Below are 20,026 nucleotides of genomic sequence, written 5' to 3'. Positions count from 1 at the left end.
CCAAACAAGCCTCTCGCGGCAGGCTACAAGTCTCAGCGTACCAGGACTACCGGACGCAACCGGCTATCGCCGCCCGCTTATGTAATCGTTACCAAACACCGGACTTTCGTTCGGAAGTCACTCTCCCGCCCTCGGCCCAAATTTTTCGCTGGCGCCGGGAGCAGGCGTCCTCGGAGGCCGTTCTAAAAGAAAATCAGAAGCGCGAGGACATACCCATGGCCAAGAACTCCACCCCGAAGTCCGGGGCAAATTCCGGCATCGCAACCCAGGCCGGAAACGGCGGCGAGACGCACCAGCAGGCGGGTGCCGGCGACACTGCGGTGCTCACCACCAACCAGGGCATGCCGATCTCCGACAACCAGAACCAGCTCAAGTCGGGCGCGCGGGGGCCGGTGCTGCTCGAGGACTTCGTCCTGCGCGAGAAGATCTTCCACTTCGACCACGAGCGCATTCCCGAACGCATCGTCCATGCGCGTGGATCGGCCGCGCACGGCTACTTCGAGGCCTACGAGGACCTCAGCGAAATCACCCGCGCCGACCTGTTCAGCGAAAAGGGCAAGCGCACACCGGTCTTCACCCGCTTCTCCACCGTGGCGGGCGGCGCGGGCTCGGTCGACACCCCGCGCGACGTGCGCGGCTTCGCGGTCAAGTTCTACACCCAAGAAGGCAACTGGGACCTCGTGGGTAACAACATCCCGGTGTTCTTCATCCAGGACGCGATCAAGTTCCCCGACCTCATCCACGCGGTGAAGATGGAGGCCGATCGCGGCTATCCGCAAGCCGCGTCGGCGCACGACACCTTCTGGGACTTCGTCGGCCTGATGCCCGAGACCACGCACATGATCATGTGGGCCATGTCCGACCGCACGATCCCGCGCACCCTGCGCCACATCCAGGGGTTCGGCATCCACACCTTCCGCCTCGTCAACGCCGAGGGCAAGTCCACCTTCGTCAAGTTCCACTGGAAGCCCAAGCAGGGCCTCGGCTCGACGCTGTGGGACGAGGCGGTGAAGATCGCCGGCGCCGACCCCGATTTCCAGCGCCGCGACCTGTTCGAGGCGATCGCCAGCGGAGACTTCCCCGAGTGGGAACTGGGCATCCAGGCCTTCGACGAGGAATTCGCCGACAGCCTGCCCTACGACGTGCTCGATTCCACCAAGATCATCCCGGAGGAGCTCCTGCCCGTCCGTCCGATCGGTCGCATGGTCCTCGACCGCAACCCCGACAACTTCTTCGCCGAGACCGAGCAGGTCGCCTATTGCCCCTCCAACATCGTGCCGGGCGTGGACTTCTCGAACGACCCGCTGCTGCAGGGACGGCTGTTCAGCTACCTCGACACGCAGCTCAAGCGCCTGGGCTCGACCAACTTCCACCAGATCCCGGTCAACGCGCCCAAGTGCCCCTTCGGCAACTTCCAGCGCGACGGGCACATGCAGATGCAGGTCCCGCAGGGCCGCGCCAACTACGAACCCAACAGCCTTGCCCAGGCCGGCGAGGAAGGTGGCCCCCGCGAATCGCCGAGCGCCGGCTTCACCAGCTTCGCCGGACGCGCGGAGCAGGAGGAACAGGGCGGCAAGCTGCGCATCCGCCCCGAGAGCTTCGCCGACCACTACAGCCAGGCGCGGATGTTCTTCCGCTCGCTCGACCCGGCCGAGCAGTCGCACCTGGCCTCTGCGGTGGTGTTCGAACTGTCGAAGGTCAGCCTCGAGCATGTCCGCACCCGCGTGCTGGCCAATCTCGTAAACGTCGACCCGGAGCTTGCCGCCCGCGTGGCGGACGGGCTCGCCATGCCGCTGCCCAAGGCGTCGGCAACGGCGGCGCCGGTGCAGGACTTCGACGTCTCCCCCGCGCTGCGCATCGTGCGCGGGCCGCTGGAACTGGACACGCTGGAGGGCAAGAAGTTCGGCATCCTCATCGCCGACGGCTCGGACGCCGCCGAGGTCAAGGCGGTCGTCGCGGCGGTGTCGAAGGGCGGCGGCACGCCGTTCATCGTCGCACCCAAGGTCGGCGGCGCGAAGCTGTCGGACGGGAAGGTCATGGCGGCGGACGGGCAGCTCGCCGGTTCACCCTCGGTGCTGTTCGATGCAGTAGCCGTGCTGCTGTCCGAGGACGGCTGCAACACGCTGCTCAAGGAAGGCGCGGCGGTGCAGTTCGTGATGGACGCCTTCGGCCACCTCAAGGCGATCGGTCATAGCGAGGCGGCTCAGCCACTGCTCGACAAGGCTGGGGTCGAGGCCGACGAAGGCGTCGTCGATGCGGCCAAGTTCGCGGATGCCGCGGTCAAGCGCTACTGGGACCGCGAGCCGAAGGTGCGCATCCTGGCATGACGCTCAGCGAACACCGCGACCTGCGCGGTGGCCGGCCGGTGTGGACGGGGGACCGAAAGGACATTCCCCCGTCCGATCCCCTGCCCGCGCGCTGCGACATTGCCGTCATCGGCGCGGGTATCATGGGCGCCACAATTGCCGAGCGGCTGAGCGCGGACGGCCATCAGGTCCTCCTCGTCGACCGCCGCCCGCCTGCGCACGGCAGCACGGCTGCATCCACGGCCGAGGTCATGTGGGCAATGGACGTGCCGCTGCAGGAACTCGCCCGGAGCATCGGCGAGGATGAGGCGATCCGCCGCTGGCGCCGCGTCCACCGCGCCGTGCAGACCTATGCCGAGAGGATCGACGCACTCGGCATCGACTGCGGGCGGATCGACCGGCCAACCGTCTACCTTGCGGGCAAGACACTGGACGCGGACGGTCTGCGGGAGGAGGCGGCGCTGCATCGCAAGGCGCAGCTGCCCACCGATTTCCTCGACGCCCCGGCCACCGCCGAGCGCTTCGGCATAGCCCCGCGCGCGGCGCTGGTGTCGACCGGCGGGTTCGAGGTCGACCCGGTTCGGCTTACCCTCGGGCTGCTGGAGAAGGCCCGCAGCCGGAGCGCTAAAGCGGCATTTCCGCGCGATGTCGTGGGCCTCTCGCCGGGCGATGAAGGCGTGGTCCTGACGTTCGACGACGGGGCGACGGTGGCGGCGGGCAAGGTGGTATTCGCGGGCGGCTATGAACGCGCGCCGCTGCTGCTGCCGCCGCAGTTCAGCCTGCTCTCGACTTTCTTGATGGCCACCGTCCCCGGCGCCGCGCCGCTCTGGAAGGAGGGCGCGATGATCTGGGAAGCGTCCGACCCGTACCTCTACCTCCGCGCCTGTTCCGAAGGCCGCGTGATCGCGGGCGGCGAGGACGAGGACGTGATCGACAGCCTTAGCCGCGACGGCATGCTGCCCGCAAAGGCCGCTGCGGTCGCGGCAAAGTCGGCAGCGGTGCTCGGCCTCGACGCGCCGCTGGAGGAAGACCGCCGTTGGTCGGCCACCTTCGGCAGCTCACCCGATGGCCTGCCCGCGATCGGCCTGGCGGCGAACATGGATCACGTCTGGCTCACCGCAGGTTTCGGCGGCAACGGCATCGCCTTCGCCGCGCTGGCGTCCGAGATCGTCTCGGCTGCCCTGCAGGGAGAGCGCGACCCCGACGCCGCCTGCTTCGATCCTTATCGCTTCTCCTGACGGGTCAGGAGCCCGCCAGCTTCTGGTGCTCCTTCGCCGCCTGCGCGGTCCTGTCGCGCGGGGCTATGGCGTGGGCGCGCACGGTCTCGGCGCGGTTGTCGACGCCGCCGATGAGCCGGGCGCGCTCGACGTTGCCGGGGGTGCTGACGATCCAGACCGGGCCGTTCGCGATATTCTCCAGCCCCTCGCGCGCGACCGTCTCGGGCGGCTCGGCAAGCTTGACCGGCATGCCGAGGCGCGCCATGGCTGGGGTTGCGGTGAAGCCGATGTTGAGGTGCAGCACGTCGACGCCCAGCGGCGCACATTCCGCCCAGAGGGCCTCGGAGAAGATGCGGCTGAACGCCTTGGCGCCTGTGTAAGCCGCCAGCGTAGGCGAGCCGAGGTAGCTGCTCAGCGATCCGCCCAGAATGATCCCGCCGCGCCCGCGCCCGGCCATCAGCGCGCCGTAGTGGCGGGTGAAGTTAGCCTGCCCCAGCACGGTGATGGCAATGACCGCCCCGGTCACTTCCTCGGGCAGTTCCACGAACAGGCCGCGCGTGTTGTTGGCCCCGGCATTGTAGATGAGCAGGCCCACTTCGATGTCGTCGGTGACCTTGCGGACCTGCGCCAGCGCGTCGCCTTGCGCAAGATCGACCGAGGCGGTGCGTACTTCGGCGCCTTGCCCGCGCAGTTCCTCCGCCAGCTCCTCCAGCGGCCCCGCCTTGCGCGCGACGAGCACGAGGTTGAACTTGTCCGCCGCCAGCAGCCGCGCGAACTCCGCGCCGACGCCCTCCGACCCGCCGATGACGAGCGCCCAAGGGCCATACTTTGTCAGGTCCATGCCGACGGGTTTCAGGATGGGCATACCGCGCCCTCCTCGTCCAGTTCGATGCCCATGTCGGCCATCTCGCGCTCAGCCCAGAACAGGCGGCCGGTGTATTCGGCCGGGTTCTCGCAGGCGGAGAAGTAGACGATCATGCGCGCAGGGATCGTCATCGGCACCGCCACGCTGTCGTCGAGCCCTCGCTCCTTGACGCGGATCTGGACGAGTTCGGTGGCGACCAGCCCCGGGTGCATGCCGATGACGGCGATGTTCTTCGCGTGGAGTTCGGGCGCCATGCAGTTGCCGAAGCGATCGAGCGCGCGCTTGCTGGAATAGTACCCCGGCACCGCGAGGCTGAAGCCGCCCTGGGCATTCAGCTTAGGCGGCTCCTCGGCCTTGCGGAATACCTCGCCGCTGCCGGTCGACAGGTTGATGATCCGCCCGCCGCCGCGCTTCTCCATGATCGGCACGACCAGCTGGGTCAGCGTGAACGGCGCGTGGACGTTGACGTCGAACTGGTAGAGCCATTCCTCGCGCGTGAGGTCGAGGAAGGGCTTGCCCCAGATGTCGCCGGTGGTGGCCGCCGCATTATTGACGAGCACGTCGACGCCGCCGAAACGCTCGACCGCAGCATCGATGAGGCGGCGCAGGTCCTCCTCCTTGGCGAGATCGGTGGCGACGGCGATAGCCTCGCCGCCCATGTCCTCGATCTGCCGCAGCGTCTCGCCGATGGTGCCGGGCAGCGCGCTGTCAACCTTGACCGTCCGCGCCGCCAGCACCACCTTCGCGCCGCGCTTCGCGAAGTCGAGCGCGGCCTGCTTGCCGACCCCTCGGCTGGCGCCGGTGATGACCACCACCTTGCCCGAAAGGTCGAGTTCCCTCTGTCGCTCCATCATCCCATCCTTCCATTATTGGAATAGTTATTGCTATTACTGGAATGATGTTGTTGGTGGAGAGTCGAGTCAATCGCTTTCCAAAGGAGCCGCCTCGCTTGCCCGACCCCTCGAACCCGACCGGCCGCGTGATCGACGTACTGAATTTCCTCGCCGCGCGGCCGACGGAAAGCTTCTCGCTCGCGGAAATCGCGCGGCACCTGGGGCTCAGTAATGGCTCGGCGCACCGCATTCTGACGACGTTGGCCGCCGCCCAGTTTCTTTCGCGCAACGAGAAGCAGCGCACTTATTCGCTCGGGGTGGCGATGGTGGCGATCGGGCAGGCGGCGGTGGAGAAGCATCGCGGAGTCAATGCCGCGCGGCGCGAGATCGCCCGGCTTGCGGTGGAGCTGAACGTCCAGTGCAGCGCCAATACCGTGACCGGCGACGAAATCCTCGTGCTGGTGAAGGAAGGCGCGCCGCAGTCTCATCGCGGGCTCACGCGGGTGGGGGAGCGGCGTCCGCTGGTCCCGCCGCTGGGGCTGTGCCACGTCGCCTGGGCCGGGGAGGCGGCGATCGCCGCCTACGTCGAGCGCGCCGCGCCCTACATCAGCACGCAGATGCGCGCGCACCTGCTCGCCGCCTTCTCGCTGATCCGCCGGCGCGGCTACGCCATCGCCGCCAACGGGCCGAGCACCGGCCACACCCGCGAGGCCACCGCGCTGCAGACGGACCAGCCGCGCGATGATGCGTACTGGTCATCGGTGTTCGCGCTCGTGTCGCACCTGACGCCGAACGAGGTGCAGTTGTTCGACCTCGCCGATGCCGCCGCCGAGGGCGTGAGCTACATCACCGCGCCGGTGTTCTCGCCCGCCGGCACCGTCTCGATGCAGCTCGTCATCAGCGGCATCGGGCGGGACCTGCCGCCCGCCGAGATCGAACGCTACGTCGAACGGCTCTGCGCGGCGGCGGCGCTCATCACCAGCGAGACGCACGGGCAACGGCCGCAGGGCTGAACGTCACTCCGGCCTGAGGTCCAGCAGCACCGTGGGGATCAGCTCGGAAACCGTCGGGTGGATCGGCACGGCCCAGCGCAGCTCGTCGAGGTTCGCCCCGGCGCTCATGATGTCGAGGATGCCGTGGATCGCCTCGTCGCCGCCGGTGCCGAGGATCGCGGCGCCGAGGATCTTTCGTGTTTCCGCATCTGCGACCACCTTCATCAACCCTTGCGTCTCGCCCTTCTCGATCGCGCGCGCGACGCGGGACATCGGGCGCGTGGAGACCAGCAGCGGCCGCCCACTCGCCCGTGCCTGCGCGAAAGTCATGCCGACGCGGCCGAGCGGCGGGTCGATGTAGAGCGCGTAGCCCGGCAGACGCTGGCTGACACGCCGGTCCTCCCCGTCGAGCAGATTGGCGGCGACGATCTCGAAATCGTTCCAGGCGGTGTGCGTGAACGCGCCGCGCCCGTTGCAGTCGCCCATCGCCCAGATGCCGGGCGCGCTTGTCCGCAGCCGCTCGTCGACCTTGATGTAGCCGCGCTCGTCCACCTCGACGCCCGCGAGGTCGAGCCCGAGGTCGTCGGTGTTGGGCCGGCGCCCCACCGCAAGCAGCACGTGGCTGCCCACGACCTCCGGCTCGCCCGACGAACAGTCCACGCCCACGGTCACGCCATCCGCATGGGGGGCGAAGCTGATGCAGGTGGCGCTGGTGCGCACGGTGATCCCCTCGGCCTCGAGGATGTCGCGGATCGCTTCGCTGACGTCCTCGTCCTCGCGACCGACGAGGCGGGGGCCCATCTCGACGACGGTGACCTCGGCGCCGAAGCGGCGGAACATCTGCGCGAACTCGAGCCCGATGTAGCTGCCGCCGACGACAACGAGGTGCCGGGGCAGCTCCTCCAGCACCAGCAGCCCAGCATTGTCGAGCGTGGTGACGTCGTCGATGCCCTTCATCGCCGGGCGCGAAGGCCGTCCGCCGACGTTGAGGAAGATGCGCGGCGCGGTGATGGCGCGGCCATCCACCGTAATCTCGCTCGGCCCGGTGAAGCGCGCGTGGCCATGGATGAGGGTCAGGCCCTCCATCCCCGCCAGCCACTTCTCGTTGCGCCCGCGCGAGCCGCCGGCGATGTCCTGTGCGCGGCGCACCACCGCCGGAAGGTCTACCGTGACCGGCCCGGTGGAGAAACCGTACTCTCCTCCGCGCAGGGCGAGGTGCGCGGCATAGGCGCTCGCCACCATGGCCTTGGTGGGGGTGCAGCCGGTGTTGACGCAGGTGCCGCCGATCCGGTCGCGCTCGACCAAGGCGACGCGCTGGCCAGCTGCGGTGAGCCGGCCGGCGAGCGCGGGACCAGCTTGCCCGGCGCCGACGATGATCGCGTCGAAAGTTTCACTCACAAGGCATGCACGATCAGGAATGCGCCGCCGACCGCTACGATGTCCTCGATCAGCGCGGCGGGAAGGTCTCGTCCGAATGAGCGGGCCAGAGCAGCACGCGCCGCTGCGCCGCCGTAAGTCCCGATCACCGCGCCGACGATCCCGGCCACCAGTCCCGCGATCAGCATGCCGCCCGAAACGCCGATGGCGCCGCCGCTCAGGCCGCCCATGACGAGGCGCGTGATGAACTGCATCGGCACCTTGCGGCTCGGTGTGCTGGGAAGCTGGTCGCCGATCAGTTCCAGCACGGCCACCACGGTGAAAATCCAGGGCGTGAAGCGATAGCCGAGGAATTCGAGCCAGCTGCCCTCCAAACCAAGAAGGCCGAGAGCCGCCGCCCAGCTTACCGCAGCGGGGGCCGTGAAGGCGCGAAGGCCGGCGACGACGCCGATCAGCAGTGCCAGTACCAGGATCATGCAAGGTGTCCTTTCAGCGAGGAAACGGTTCAGCTCTTGAAGAAGGCGAGAAGGTCGGGATTCACGATATCCGGGTGCGTGGTGCACAGCCCATGGGGCAGGCCGAGGTAGGTCTTGAGCTTGCCCTGCTTCAGCAGCTTGGACGAAAGCGGCGCGGAATCCGCATAGGGCACTATCTGGTCGTCGTCGCCGTGCATGACGAGGACGGGGACCTCTATCGCTTTGAGGTCCTCGGTGAAGTCGGTCTCGCTGAACGCCTTGATGCAGTCGTAGTGCGCCTTGGCCCCGCCCATCATCCCCTGCCGCCACCAGTTCTCGATCACGCCCCGGCTGACCTTCGCGCCGCCCCGGTTATAGCCGTAGAACGGTCCCGAGGGGATATCGAGATAGAACTGCGCGCGGTTGGCGAGCAGTTCGCCGCGGAAGTGGTCGAAGACCGTGATCGGCAGTCCGCCGGGGTTGCTCGCGGACCTGACCATCACCGGCGGCACCGCGCCGATCAGCACGGCCTTGGACACCCTGCCCGGCTTGGCGCGCGCCACGTAGCGCGTCACCTCGCCGCCGCCGGTGGAGTGCCCGACGTGGATCGCGCTTTCGAGGCCGAGATGGTCGGTCAGTTCCGCCATGTCGGCGGCGTAAGTATCCATCTCGTTGCCGGTCCAGGTCTGGGTCGAGCGGCCATGGCCCCGGCGGTCGTGCGCGATGACGCGAAAGCCCTGCATCAGGAAATACATCATTTGGCTGTCCCAGTCGTCGGCGCTCAGCGGCCAGCCGTGGTGGAACACGATCGGCTGGGCCTCCTTGGGTCCCCAGTCCTTGTAGAAGATCTCGGTACCGTCCTTCATCGTGATGGCAGGCATGTGCGATGCTCCTTCAGGTGGTCTAGCGGCGAGAAGTTCGGGACGGGCGCGCGGTCATGACGAGCGCCGCCAAAAACCTGTCCATGATGGTCGACCGGATCGTCAGGCGGAACTGCGGATGCTCGGCCATCTTCGATTGCTCCAGTGGACGGTTCGTGAAGGCTTTGATCGAATGACGTGGGAGTAACGGGAACTCCGGCCGGGCACAATCGGATCGGGACCCATCCCGCAAATACTTTCGTATACCATTGTTATGACCCCGCAAATACAGATTTGCCGAGGTCTTCCGCATTAGCCGCAATAACTGACAAATCGTGTCATCATGCCGGCATGCCGAAATACGATTCGACACCCCAAAGCATTGATCTCATGATCCGGGACTGAGAACTTTCTCGCTGGGAGAAGAGAATGCCTCAGCCCGCACTTCCTTCGTGGATCAACCTGAACGGCGCGGTCGGCGATTTGTCCGCGGTGCTCCCCGAACTCGATGCCTGGGCGGGACTCGCGCTGCACTGGCGCGAGGTGGGCTCGGCCTTGTGGAAGCTGGGGGTCGAGGCTCCGGTCGACAGCCCGGCACGACTGGCGGGCTTTCTCGCCACTCACCTCGCGGACGATGCGGTGATCGAGGTTTTCGCGACGCTTGGCCTCACGGACCTCCATGGCAAGCTGTCCGCGCATGTCCAGAAACTGCAGGACACCGGCTGGGCCAAGCTGCTGAGGCCGATGAGTGACTTCGGCCCGGGTTCCACCGGCGCGCCATCGGGCGACGGCTTCGGTTTCGACGCGCCCGGCGACGAGGGGCAGTTCGCGCTGTCGATCCCGGCGCTGGCGGCCTCCGCCTCGCCGACGGTGGGGTCGGTGGCGCTTACCTTCGATGTCGGCGTGCAGGGCGGGCTGGACTGCGAGGCCGGATCGCCCTGGCCTTTTTCGGGAGACGGGGTCGCCGGCGGACTGCTGAGGGTCGGCGGACGCGGCAAGGTCACGACCAGTGCGGGCGTGTCGCTGCCCTTCGGCCAGATCGGCCAGGGCACCGCCAATGCCGGGGCGAGTGCCGAGGCCGCGATGAGCTTCTTCTTCCGCCCGGACGACCCGGCGGAACCGTTCGCCAAGGTCCTGTTCCAGTCGGTGACGGCGATACCCAGCCCGCTCGACCTCGACGCGATCAGCCATGCCGCCGCTCTCGCCGGCCTCGAAGGCATCGCCTTCGGCTGCGACGGCGCCGTGACCGCCGGCCTCGGGCTGGTGCTCGGCAAGGCGGTCGACATCCCCAAGGCGGTGTCAGGAACGATCGGCGTGACCGCCAACCTCGCGTTCAGGCGCAATGCGCGGTGGATCCTGTCCATCCGCAAGACCGGCGAAGGCATGCGCTTCGTCCTCAGCCGGGACGAACTGCGCGAGCGCAACTGGTCGGCGGGCATCGACCTCAAGCTCGACGCGGCGCCGTTGACCCGGCGCGTCCATGACCTGCTGACCGAGGCGCAGAACTTCGCGGGACCGGCGCTGAACCAGATCAAGCCGTTCCTCAGTCCCGGCACGTACATAGCCAGCAAAGCCGCGTCGCTGCTGGGAATAACCGCCAGGTCGCTGGTCGAACAGCCGCAGCTGCGCGAGGCGCTGCTCAAGGATCTCGCCCTGGTGCTGGGCACTGCGGATGCGAGCGAGGAGACGCGGACCAGCGCGCTCGCCGATTTCGTTGCCGGCCGGATCGCCGACCTTGCCGCGACCCGCGCCGAAGGCATCCTCGGCGATGTCGATGCCTGGGCCGCGACGGTGGTCGAGGGGCTCGCCAGCCGAATTCCAGGGCTTTCGATCGTCCCCCAGGCGGAACTCGCAACGCGCATCCGGCCCCTGCTCAGCGACATCAAGGGGCAGTTCGATGGCCTCGTCGGCGGCCTTGCCGGCGACGACCAGTGGTCGAAGCTCCTGGCACAGGAACTCTCGTCCATAGGTGCGCAGGTCCAGGGAACGGAAGCCGAAGCAAACAAGCTGCTGGGCGGCGTGCACGAGGTGTTCGGCAAGTTCTACGGCTTCGCGGCGAAGGTCACCGAGGCGACGAAGGAAGGCACCAGCAAGAAGCTCGAGGCCCGCTTCGGCTGGTCGGGCGCCGCCGCCTCCGGCCTCAAATACGAACTGGCGGGCACGTTCACGGCGGTCAACGCCGAGACGGCGGACCTGTGGCATTCGCTGGTCACCGGACAGCTCGAACCGTTCCAGAAGCTCCTGGGTGATCCTTCGCTCGCGCCCCCGGGGGTCCGGCTCGATCCGGAATCGAGCCTGTCGCGCTTCGCCTCCAAGGAACATGGCTTCGCCGTCGAAGTCTCCGTGCTCGGCATCGACGTGTCGATCGCCTCGATCGTCAAGGGCGAGGCGACGATCACCACCAACGCTGCCGGCGACATTGCCGTCACGGCCCAGGGCAGCGCGCTGCGCAAGGTCGAGGGCTTCAACGAAGGCCGCTCGGCGACGTTCATGAGCAGCTGGGACCTCCTGATGATGAAGGCCGACGCGGCAGCGGGCAATCGCCGCTCAATGACCGTCGACATCGGCTTCGATCACAACGACGACAATCTCAAGGCGAAGGAAGTGCAGGCGCTGCTGTCCGGCCTCGCGGACCAGCGCCTGATCGACCAGACACGGGTGACGACCGCGCTCGGTATCTACCAGGACTGGCGGGTCAAGGCCGCTCCCGAAGGCAAGGTGCGCGGACGGATCGGGCTGCGGCTGCGGCTACCGGACGTCGCCGTGCAGCGGATGGTGGCGATCGGCCGGGAGCTGAACCGCAGCGACGATCCCACGCTCCTGGGACTGTTCGACCTTTCCGTCCAGACCCAGATCGCCACCGGCGTCACCTCGCGCAAGCAGTACGAGCGCGATATAGAGGAGACGTCGGACCATCGCCCCGCCGAGGACCCGGTCGCCCGCATCGTGGCGATGTGGCGGTCGAACAAACCGCTCCGTTCCCCCGGTGCCGACGGCGACCGCCTGTCCGCGCTGGCACAGCTGATACCCCGGTCCGGTGCCCTGCACACGCTGCTGTCGACCATGGCGGCGATCTACGACGCCGTTCCGGCCAGCGCGGGCCAGCCCGGCGGGTGGACCGAGGCGCAGTACGCCGAGGCGGAAAAACGCATGGTCTCGGCCTCGCGCAGCTGGCTCCGCCTGAACCAGGACTTCATCGTGTGGTTCAAATCGGAACTGCATCCGGCGATGCTCGCGTTCCTGCGGCTCATGGTGGCGATGAACCAGCAGTCCGTGCCCTGCGCGCCCGTGGTGCCCGGGCCCGGCCAGGACATCGACCTTCAGGCGAGCAACGCGCTGTTCCTGATCTCGATGAGCGAGGGCGAAACCGGCCCGGGCGTACCGATCTAGAGCGCCTCCACCTGCACTGGTTCGATCGCGTAGTGGATCGGCTTGAAGGACCCTCCGTTCGACGCATAGGCCGAGCAGGCGGTGAGGCCGATCACGCAGTCCTCGACGGCGCGCAGCCGGATCAGGTCGCCCGCCACGCTGAGGGGTGGGATCACCGAGATGCGGCCGGTCTCCTGCTCCACCGGCACGTTCATGAACAGGTTGAACGCGGTCGGGATGGCGTCTTCCTCGATGCCATAGGGTGCCAGCGCTTCCGCGAGATTGCCGAAGCATCCACGGTGGACCGGCTTGTCGGGATAGAAGTGGCGGAACGTAGCCTCGCTGCAAGGCGTGAGCAGGAAGTCGTGGCGGCCGACGGTGTCCTCGACGATCTCCAGCAACACGCGCGAGCGATTGGACCACAGGCGGTTGCCGGTGGTCAGATTGATCGTCTCCTCATAGTCGAACGTCCGACCGTTGGAGATCACCTCCCGGACGTCGTGTGCCGAGAAAGCGAGGAAGTCGGCGACCTGACAGCCCATCGGGTCCGTGACGGTCAGCACCTCGCCCGCCTGCAGCACGAAAGCGGCGCCGCTGCGCGGTTCGATCACGCGGGGTTCGTTCATCCGCGCGAATCCCGGAACGGACAGCCCCAGCCCGGCTCGACCGCGCGACCGCTGTACTGGCGCGCCTCGCTGGCCTCGCCGTGGCGCTCCAGCATCGGGTTGAGCGAACCCGCCATGGCAAAGTCGCGGTGCAGGATGCGTTCGCGCATGCGTTCGTAGCGGCCCTCGGCGCGCAATTTCTCGAACTGTTCGTGCAGGTTGAACACCATCACCGGACGCGGGAAGCGCCGGGCCGGACGCGATGCATTGGGAGGCAGGCCGACGACGAAGAACGCGCTGCCGCCGAAGCTCAACGAGAAATGCGGGTCCTCCGGGTCGGCGCTCACTGCACCATCGTAAGGCAGGCCCAGCCAGGCGTCCTTGTCCGAAAAGGACTGGATGCGCTCCCACATCGCGTGTTCGAACTGGCGCTCGGTCAGGTCCTGGGGGCCTTCGAAGACCACCGCCAGGCTGCGCAGGCCCTTTGGGTCGTCCTGATAGTCCTGGCTCCATCGCAGCAGTTCGCGGTGGATCACCACGTCGTTCCAGGCGCTCGTCAGGTCGCGCGCGGCGACTACCTTGAGAGAGCCTGTAGCAAGCGCGGATTTCGCGCCCAGGCAAGGGAACTCGGGGTCGCGAACGAACTTGCTGAATTCTTCTTCCAGTGTCGGGGGTAACGTTTCGGCGTCCATGCTTTTCCTCTCCATCGCGGACCAAACGATCGAAACGCGAAAGGTATCCAAAGCTTTGTGACGGGATCGAAAAGGCCATGTCGCTCGTTGCGTGAAAAAGAACAACGAAAAGGCGATGCCGTGCACGTATTGATTATCGAGGACGAGCCGCTGATCGCCATGTCCATTCAGGACGCTCTGGAAGATGCGGGCGCGACCAGCTTTCACATCGTGGAAAACGAAGCCGACGCCGTAATGTCCGCGCGCGATCACAGGCCGGGGTTCATCACGTCGGACGTCCAGTTGAAGCAGGGGACCGGACCCGCCGCGGTGCGGACGATCCGGCACGAACTCGGAGAAATCCCGGTAATTTTCGTCACCGCGACGCCCGAGCGTTGCATCCCCTGCGACCCGCCCGGCTCGGTGCTTGCGAAGCCTTTCGCCAACGATGACCTCGGGCGCGCGTTCCGGGAGGCGCTGGCGGCCTAGCGGCGCGCTATATCTGCGCCAAGTGCGCGAAGTCCTTCGCACTCTGCTGGGCGATAGTGCCGACGGGCTAACCCGGCCGGCCTGCATGGCGCAGTAGCGGTCGGCAAAGCGCCAGGCGAAGTCCAGGTATTGCTCCGCCACCAGCACCGTCATGAGAGTGATTTCGCAATGGATGTCGATGCGAAAGCGCGTCGCTAGTCGGGCAACGGCGCGCGGCCCGATGGGCATTTGACGAAGGGACCTGGCGCAGATCGGCGAGCGGCAACCTACGTCAAATGCCCCATTACCGCGCCAAGGTCCGCTCCCTAAGGCTCGGCGTACTTATAAAAGAACAAGGAAAAGGGACGGCGCCTGCCGATACCCCAGGCGCTGATCTGCAGCCCGGGGACGGCGCGGTGAACGTCGACAGGGAAGCTCGGGGGGGCTGGCTGGACAGGGAGGACAGACCAAACACATAGGGGGTACTACATGTCGAACAGCGCTACACTGAAGATGGGGCTTCTTTGCGCAACGATGATGACGGGCATGCTGGCCGCTCCGGCCTATGCCCAGGGCGCGCCGGATGCGGCCGCCGAAGACGCCGCCGATGACGGTGTCATCATCGTCTCGGCCACGCGCCGCGCCACCACCATCATGGACACGCCGATCAACATCAGCGCCATCGGCAGCGAGACGCTGCAGAGCGAGCGGATCGACGACATCAAGGATCTCGGCGCCTTCACGCCGGGCGTGACGATCGTCGACAATGGTCCGCGCGGCGCCGCCACCATCGTCATGCGCGGCCTCTCGGCAGACGGCAACAGCCCCACCGGCTCCAACTACGACAGCGCCGTCGGGACCTATCTGGGCGAAGTGCCGCTCTATCTCGACTTCAAGCTGATCGACATCGACCGCGTCGAGACGCTGCTTGGTCCCCAGGGCACCCTCTACGGCCTCGGCACCCTGGCGGGCGCCATCCGCTACATTCCGAAGCGTCCCGACGCCAGCGGCTTCTCCGCCGATGTCCATGGCCGCGCCTATGACGTCGCGCACTCCAGCGGCGTGGGCTACGTCGGCGACGTCGCGATCAACGTGCCGATCATCAGCGACGTGCTCGCCTTCCGCACCGCCACCGGTTACTACTACGACCCTGGCTTCATCGACTATCCGTTCATCGTCACCGAGCCCGGCGTGTCGCTGCCCCAGCCCGGCACCGCCGCCAATCCGCTCGGAACGCAGGCGCAGCAGGACGCCAACTTCAGCCCGAAGAAGGACCTGAACTGGGAAAAGACGATCAGCACGCGCAACCAGCTCGGACTGACGCTACCCACCTTCAAGGCCTACCTGACCTACGCCTACCAGCAGACCAAGACGGGCGGCGACCAGGCCAACACCTTCGGCGTGCTCGGCGAAGGCAAGTACGAGAACGCGGGCCGCTTCGGTGAACCCTCGAACCGTAAGTCGCACCTCATCAGCCTCGAGATGGAAGCCCAGCTCGGCGACATCATGCAGGCGGTCTGGACCTCGGCCTGGACCAAGACCAAGAACCACACGGTTTCGGACGTCACCGACCTGCTGCTCGACCTCGACTACGACTACGAGCTGTTCCCGGCCTTCGCGGGCTACACCACGGGCGACAACACCCGTAAGCAGTTCAACCAGGAAATCCGCCTCGTCTCCACCCACGGCGGCCCGTTCAGCTGGGTCCTCGGCGGCTTCTACAACAACATGAAGTACGACGCCTCGGGCATCGAACGCCTGCCCGGCTTCGCGGAGTTCGCCTCCTCGCCTGCTGGCAGCGCGATCTACGGCGGCTACTACGACGGCCTCGTGCGTCCGGACGGCGCCGAATACGTCTCGTTCACGCGCTCGAAGACCGACGAAATGGCCGCCTTCGGCGAACTCACCTTTAAGCCGACCGAGGCTTGGCAGATCACGGCCGGTGGTCGTTACTTTAAGTACGACACCTCGATCACCGGCGGCTCGGATACCCCGCTGACGCGCGCCGGGCGGCGCCGCATGCCCTACCCCAGCCTCGATATCGATCCGAGCCGCGTCCGCAGCGGCAAGGCCAGCGACGACGGCTTCGTGTGGAAGCTCAACACCTCGTACAACTTCACGTCCGACCTCATGGCCTACGTGACCTACAGCAAGGGCTACCGCATCGGCGGCGTGAACCGCGTGGTGCCCTGCATCCTGCCGATCAACCCGAACGAGCAGAACCTCTGCGCCCTGCCCGACGAACTGGCCTATGGCCCGGACAAGGTCAGGAACCTTGAACTGGGCGTGCGCGCCACGCTGTTCGGCGGCCGGCTCAACACCTCGATCTCCGCCTTCAAGGTCTGGTGGGACGGCATCCAGCTCTCCAGCTCGACGACCTACGGCAACATCGGCATCATCGCCAATGGCGGCAAGGCGGAATCGAAGGGCATCGACTTCAGCTTCAATGCCCGCATCACGCCCGAGTTCACGCTGCGCGGCAACTACTCCTACCTCGATGCCAAGCTGACCGAGGACGTCCCCGGACTGCTCAGCCCCAAGACGGGCTCGGGCGACGTGTTCGCCGGGGACCGCCTGCCGGGCTCGACCAAGAACTCCGGCGCGTTGGCGGCCACCTACACGATGCCGGTGGGAGAGAACGACCTCGCCCTGAACTGGACCGCCACTTACACCGGCGGCATCCTGACCTCGCCCGGCGCGCGCGGCGGCGGCGAGCGGCTGCCCTCGTTCGTCATGCACCGCGCCTCGGTGACCTACCGCACGTCCGGCTGGGAACTCTCGGTGTTCGCGAACAACATCTTCGACAAGTACGCCATCACCGGCGTCAGCCAGGATCTGACGCGCTACGACCAGGTCAACGACGGCGTCATCGGCCGCTACTACGCCCGGGGTGTCGCCCAGCCGCGCACCATGGGCCTGGAAGGCCGCGTGAAGTTCTGACGATCTCCTGATCGCCGACGCAGGAAAGCGGGGCCGCCATGCGGTCCCGCTTTTTGCGTTCCGAACCGGACACGCCAAAACGCCGGCTGGCGAGCGCGGGCATTACGCCGGGAACTGCGCGAAAAAACATCGGGTCGGCGTCACAGGCGCCCATGCTTGAGGGCGCGGGTACTTGTAGTGGGTTATGCCTTGCGAGCGGGTGCCAGGTAGAGGCATGGTTCAGCCCGGCTTGACCTGTAGTTCCATAGATCGGCGCTTCACTGCGATGGGGTCCGCGTCTAGCACAGGCGAGGGGACTTCCGGGAGAGCGTTCCAACCAGGGGAACGCCGGGCCAGAGCCACGATGACCGATCCGTATCAGCGCATGGGAACGCGCAAGGTTTGCGACTTGAACTCGCGACCCTCCGCCTATGACGTCGACCCGAAACACCGCCAGGCCTTGTACTTCGGCTGGCGGATGCTGCGTCATATAACCTAAATGGTTACACATGTCAAGTTGGCAAACGAAAACCCCCGGCGGGGAGGAGGTCCGCCGGGGGTCCGCTTACGTTCGCGCTTCAGCGGCGAAGGGGCGTTTGCGCCCGCCCCCTCGCGCAGGATCAGTTGAAGCGCGCCCGCAGGTTCAGCCCCGCATAGCGATCGGCGTCGCGCGGGATCATCAGGCGCTGGCCGGCGGTGGTGTTGAGCAGCACGTAGCTGTCGTCCAGGATGTTCTTGACCATGAAGGTCAGGCGGTACTGGTCGTCCGGGTCCGACACGCCCACGCTGGCGTTCCACAGGCCGTACGGGTCGATCGGGCCACTCTCGCCGAGGTCGGAGAACTGCTTGCTGACGTGGTGCCAGTCGCTCGACAGGTAGAGCTTCACCGGGCCGGCATCGACGTCGTAGTCGGCGCCGAGAGTGTAGCTGAACTTCGGCGCCAGCGGCAGGCGGGTGCCGTCGCGGGCGTCGGGCGCGTTGGTGAGCGGGTTCGGGTTGAACTTGCGCACCGTGGCGTCTGCGTATGCTGCATTGGCGCGGAAGGTCAGGCCCGAGGTCGGCGCGAAGGTCGCGTCGACCTCGAAGCCCTTAGAACGAACGGTGCCTGCATTGGTCAGGTTGGTGACCACGGCGCCGTTGAGCAGGACGAAGTTGTTGGCCTGGAAGCCCTTGTAATCGACCAGGAACACGCTGGCATTTACCTGCAGCATGCGGTCGAAGAACTGGCTCTTGAGGCCGACTTCGTAGCTGTTCGACTTCTCGGGATCGATCGGCGCCGAGTTGGTCGGTGCGGTATGATTGAAGAAGACGTTGAACGCCGGGCCCTTGTAGCCGCGCGTGAAGCTGCCGTAGACCATCACGTCGTCGGCGACGTCGTACTGCAGCACGGCCTTGCCCGAGAAGTTGTCGGCGCTGGTGCTGCCGCGCGAGGTGTTGGTGCCGTTGCCGCCGGTGGCAATGGTGCCGCCCGCGCCGACGCCCGAAAGACCGGCGCCGGTCGCCGGAAGCCCCGTGGTGGCGTTGACCGCAGGGGCGCGGGTGTGGACGTAGCTCACGCTGTCATGCGTGAAGCGGCCGCCCAGCGTGAAGCGCAGAGCCGGGGTGATCTCGTAAGTGGACTGACCGAAGAGCGCCCAGTTGCGGAACGAGACGTCGCTGCGCGAAGTCGCGGTGGGGAACAGCGTGTTGACGGTATCGGCCAGGTTGCACGGACGCGCGCCCGTCGCCGGATCGATCGGCGAGGTCGAGGTGGCACAGGTCACGTCGCTGCGGGTGAAGTCCTGCGTGTTCTTCGAATACCACAAGAAACCGCCGACCTGGTACGTCAGCGCCTGGTTCTGCGGCGAGGCCAGGCGCACTTCGGCGGAGACCTGGTCGGTCTCGACCGTACCGCGGTCGTGCAGCTGCGGAGTGCCGACGAGCGCCCGGGGCAGGAAATCACCGTCGCGGATCTCGGTGTTCTTCCAGTTGCGGTAGCCGGTGACGATGCTGAAGGTGTGGTCCGCGAAAGTGTCGATGTCGGCATTCAGCGTGAAGCTGTACTGCCGGTCGAGCGAGCGGGTGATGAGGTTCTGGTTGACCTTGCGGGTGTCCTCGCCCTGCGGCGCGATGCCGAGTTCGGCGTCGAGGACGGCGCCGCGCGACACGCCGGTCACTTCGGCGCAGCAATCGTCGTCAGCCTTGAAGTAATCGGCGATCAGGCGCACGCGGCCGCCTTCTCCGTCATAGTCAAGCAGGCCGCGGGCGCCGTAGTGCTCGTAGCCGTTGACGGTCTTGTCGTAATACGTGTTCTTGATATTGCCGTCGTAGGTGCCGTAGAAGCCCGTCACACGGCCGCTCAGGTCCTGACCGATCGGGCCGGAGAGGCTCATCTTCGCGCGGTATTCCTCGTCGGTCGTGCCCGATACGTTGGCTTCGGCCTCGAGATGATCGGTACCGCCCTTCGACACGATGTTGACGAGGCCCGCCGAGGCATTCTTGCCGAACAGCGTGCCCTGCGGACCGCGCAGCACTTCGAGGCGGTCGAAGTCGACGAGGTCGAGGAACGACTGGCCCGAACGGCTCAGCACCACGCCGTCGACAACGGTGGACACACTGGGCTCGGCCGCGACCGAGAAGCTGATGGTGCCGACGCCGCGCATCACGATCGCGCTGTTGGCGTTGGTGGTGCCCTTACGGAACGTCACCGAGGGAACGATCGAGGTGATGTCCTCCAGGCTCTTGGCGCCGGCGCGGGCCATGGCATCGCCGGTGACCGCGCTGATGGCGATCGGCACGTCCTGGATGTTCTGCCTAACCTTCTGGGCGGTAACGATAATCTCGTCCACCTGAGCATGCGCGGGCACCGCCGCCGCAAGCGCTGCCGCAGACACGGAAAATACGAGCGCGACGCGCTTGGCCATACCGCTGGTGTTTGCCGGAATCATAGCTCTCCCCTTACGTTAAACTGGATCGGCCCTAAGTTCACCTCAGGTCGTCCTGTTGGTTGTTGCCCTCTTGATCGGGTCCGGCATTTCTGTCAAGCGGTGTCATATCGACAGGGCGAATGCTGCGCCGGGCGCTGCACCACGAGCACACTGTTAGGGAGT

Annotated in this window: 14 protein-coding genes; 6 read left to right on the top strand and 8 right to left on the bottom strand. The window is 66.7% G+C overall.

The window, feature by feature from the left end; genetic code table 11:
- Window positions 1-215 precede the first annotated feature (215 nt).
- Together PMI02_RS05050 and PMI02_RS05045 are read left to right on the top strand one after the other, a co-directional pair.
- Window positions 216-2,327: a catalase gene (locus tag PMI02_RS05050; protein WP_007679660.1), complete on the top strand. Its 2,112-nt coding sequence runs from the start codon at window positions 216-218 to the stop codon at window positions 2,325-2,327.
- Window positions 2,324-3,544, top strand: coding sequence for an FAD-binding oxidoreductase (locus PMI02_RS05045; protein ID WP_007679658.1), 1,221 nt, complete (start codon window positions 2,324-2,326; stop codon window positions 3,542-3,544). The genes PMI02_RS05050 and PMI02_RS05045 overlap by 4 nt, the downstream gene beginning before the upstream one ends.
- A gap of 4 nt (window positions 3,545-3,548) precedes the next feature.
- On the opposite strand, the gene PMI02_RS05040 is transcribed toward PMI02_RS05045, so the two are convergent.
- Together PMI02_RS05040 and PMI02_RS05035 are read right to left on the bottom strand one after the other, a co-directional pair.
- Window positions 3,549-4,388 carry an SDR family oxidoreductase gene (locus PMI02_RS05040; RefSeq protein ID WP_007679656.1) on the bottom strand — a complete coding sequence of 280 codons (840 nt, stop codon included), beginning with the start codon at window positions 4,386-4,388 and terminating at the stop codon, window positions 3,549-3,551.
- Window positions 4,376-5,239 carry an SDR family NAD(P)-dependent oxidoreductase gene (locus PMI02_RS05035; protein ID WP_007679654.1) on the bottom strand — a complete coding sequence of 288 codons (864 nt, stop codon included), beginning with the start codon at window positions 5,237-5,239 and terminating at the stop codon, window positions 4,376-4,378. The genes PMI02_RS05040 and PMI02_RS05035 overlap by 13 nt, the downstream gene beginning before the upstream one ends.
- 98 nt (window positions 5,240-5,337) lie before the next feature.
- Between PMI02_RS05035 and PMI02_RS05030 the strand changes: the two genes are divergently transcribed.
- Window positions 5,338-6,234: an IclR family transcriptional regulator gene (locus PMI02_RS05030; RefSeq protein ID WP_007679652.1), complete on the top strand. Its 897-nt coding sequence runs from the start codon at window positions 5,338-5,340 to the stop codon at window positions 6,232-6,234.
- 3 nt (window positions 6,235-6,237) lie between these two features.
- Here the strand turns inward: PMI02_RS05030 and PMI02_RS05025 are convergent, their stop codons facing one another.
- The 3 genes from PMI02_RS05025 to PMI02_RS05015 are packed head-to-tail and all read right to left on the bottom strand — an operon-like array spanning window position 6,238 to window position 8,926.
- Window positions 6,238-7,611, bottom strand: coding sequence for an FAD-containing oxidoreductase (locus PMI02_RS05025; RefSeq protein WP_007679650.1), 1,374 nt, complete (start codon window positions 7,609-7,611; stop codon window positions 6,238-6,240).
- Window positions 7,608-8,066, bottom strand: a complete 459-nt coding sequence (locus tag PMI02_RS05020) for a hypothetical protein (RefSeq protein WP_007679647.1) — start codon at window positions 8,064-8,066, stop codon at window positions 7,608-7,610. Before PMI02_RS05020 ends, PMI02_RS05025 begins: the two co-directional genes overlap by 4 nt.
- Before the next feature lie 29 nt (window positions 8,067-8,095).
- Window positions 8,096-8,926 (bottom strand): alpha/beta fold hydrolase, encoded by an 831-nt coding sequence (locus PMI02_RS05015; RefSeq protein ID WP_007679645.1) that lies wholly within the window; start codon window positions 8,924-8,926, stop codon window positions 8,096-8,098.
- Between the two features lie 408 nt (window positions 8,927-9,334).
- On the opposite strand from PMI02_RS05015, the gene PMI02_RS05010 reads away from it, so the two are divergent.
- The gene (locus PMI02_RS05010) at window positions 9,335-12,295 is read left to right on the top strand and encodes a hypothetical protein (RefSeq protein ID WP_007679641.1); all 2,961 of its coding nucleotides are present in this window, start codon (window positions 9,335-9,337) and stop codon (window positions 12,293-12,295) included.
- On the opposite strand, the gene PMI02_RS05005 is transcribed toward PMI02_RS05010, so the two are convergent.
- Window positions 12,292-12,900 carry a DUF1989 domain-containing protein gene (locus tag PMI02_RS05005; protein WP_007679638.1) on the bottom strand — a complete coding sequence of 203 codons (609 nt, stop codon included), beginning with the start codon at window positions 12,898-12,900 and terminating at the stop codon, window positions 12,292-12,294. The two genes, PMI02_RS05010 and PMI02_RS05005, sit on opposite strands and share 4 nt — an antisense overlap.
- Window positions 12,897-13,571 (bottom strand): guanitoxin biosynthesis heme-dependent pre-guanitoxin N-hydroxylase GntA, encoded by a 675-nt coding sequence (gene gntA, locus PMI02_RS05000; protein ID WP_007679635.1) that lies wholly within the window; start codon window positions 13,569-13,571, stop codon window positions 12,897-12,899. Before gntA ends, PMI02_RS05005 begins: the two co-directional genes overlap by 4 nt.
- 87 nt (window positions 13,572-13,658) lie before the next feature.
- On the opposite strand from gntA, the gene PMI02_RS04995 reads away from it, so the two are divergent.
- Entirely contained in the window at window positions 13,659-14,039 is a 381-nt protein-coding gene (locus PMI02_RS04995) for a response regulator (protein WP_238538988.1), read from the top strand.
- A gap of 468 nt (window positions 14,040-14,507) precedes the next feature.
- Window positions 14,508-16,958, top strand: a complete 2,451-nt coding sequence (locus PMI02_RS04990) for a TonB-dependent receptor (RefSeq protein ID WP_007679631.1) — start codon at window positions 14,508-14,510, stop codon at window positions 16,956-16,958.
- 599 nt (window positions 16,959-17,557) lie between these two features.
- On the opposite strand, the gene PMI02_RS04985 is transcribed toward PMI02_RS04990, so the two are convergent.
- A complete protein-coding gene (locus PMI02_RS04985; RefSeq protein ID WP_193372873.1) occupies window positions 17,558-19,840 on the bottom strand; it encodes a TonB-dependent receptor in 2,283 nt (760 codons plus the stop codon).
- Between the last annotated feature and the right edge of the window lie 186 nt (window positions 19,841-20,026).

Source organism: Novosphingobium sp. AP12 (assembly GCF_000281975.1).
Taxonomy (GTDB): domain Bacteria; phylum Pseudomonadota; class Alphaproteobacteria; order Sphingomonadales; family Sphingomonadaceae; genus Novosphingobium.
The sequence above is the reverse complement of the archived record's forward strand: the minus strand, read 5'-3'. Positions and strand labels throughout refer to the sequence as shown.

Excerpts from the sequence above, each read along its gene's own strand:
- PMI02_RS04985 (WP_193372873.1), bottom strand. The coding sequence starts at position 19,840 with ATGGCCAAGCGCGTCGCGCTCGTATTTTCCGTGTCTGCGGCAGCGCTT.
- PMI02_RS05045 (WP_007679658.1), top strand. The coding sequence starts at position 2,324 with ATGACGCTCAGCGAACACCGCGACCTGCGCGGTGGCCGGCCGGTGTGG.
- PMI02_RS05010 (WP_007679641.1), top strand. The coding sequence starts at position 9,335 with ATGCCTCAGCCCGCACTTCCTTCGTGGATCAACCTGAACGGCGCGGTC.
- PMI02_RS05035 (WP_007679654.1), bottom strand. The coding sequence starts at position 5,239 with ATGGAGCGACAGAGGGAACTCGACCTTTCGGGCAAGGTGGTGGTCATC.
- PMI02_RS05040 (WP_007679656.1), bottom strand. The coding sequence starts at position 4,388 with ATGCCCATCCTGAAACCCGTCGGCATGGACCTGACAAAGTATGGCCCT.
- PMI02_RS05050 (WP_007679660.1), top strand. The coding sequence starts at position 216 with ATGGCCAAGAACTCCACCCCGAAGTCCGGGGCAAATTCCGGCATCGCA.
- gntA (WP_007679635.1), bottom strand. The coding sequence starts at position 13,571 with ATGGACGCCGAAACGTTACCCCCGACACTGGAAGAAGAATTCAGCAAG.
- PMI02_RS05015 (WP_007679645.1), bottom strand. The coding sequence starts at position 8,926 with ATGCCTGCCATCACGATGAAGGACGGTACCGAGATCTTCTACAAGGAC.
- PMI02_RS05020 (WP_007679647.1), bottom strand. The coding sequence starts at position 8,066 with ATGATCCTGGTACTGGCACTGCTGATCGGCGTCGTCGCCGGCCTTCGC.
- PMI02_RS04990 (WP_007679631.1), top strand. The coding sequence starts at position 14,508 with ATGTCGAACAGCGCTACACTGAAGATGGGGCTTCTTTGCGCAACGATG.
- PMI02_RS05005 (WP_007679638.1), bottom strand. The coding sequence starts at position 12,900 with ATGAACGAACCCCGCGTGATCGAACCGCGCAGCGGCGCCGCTTTCGTG.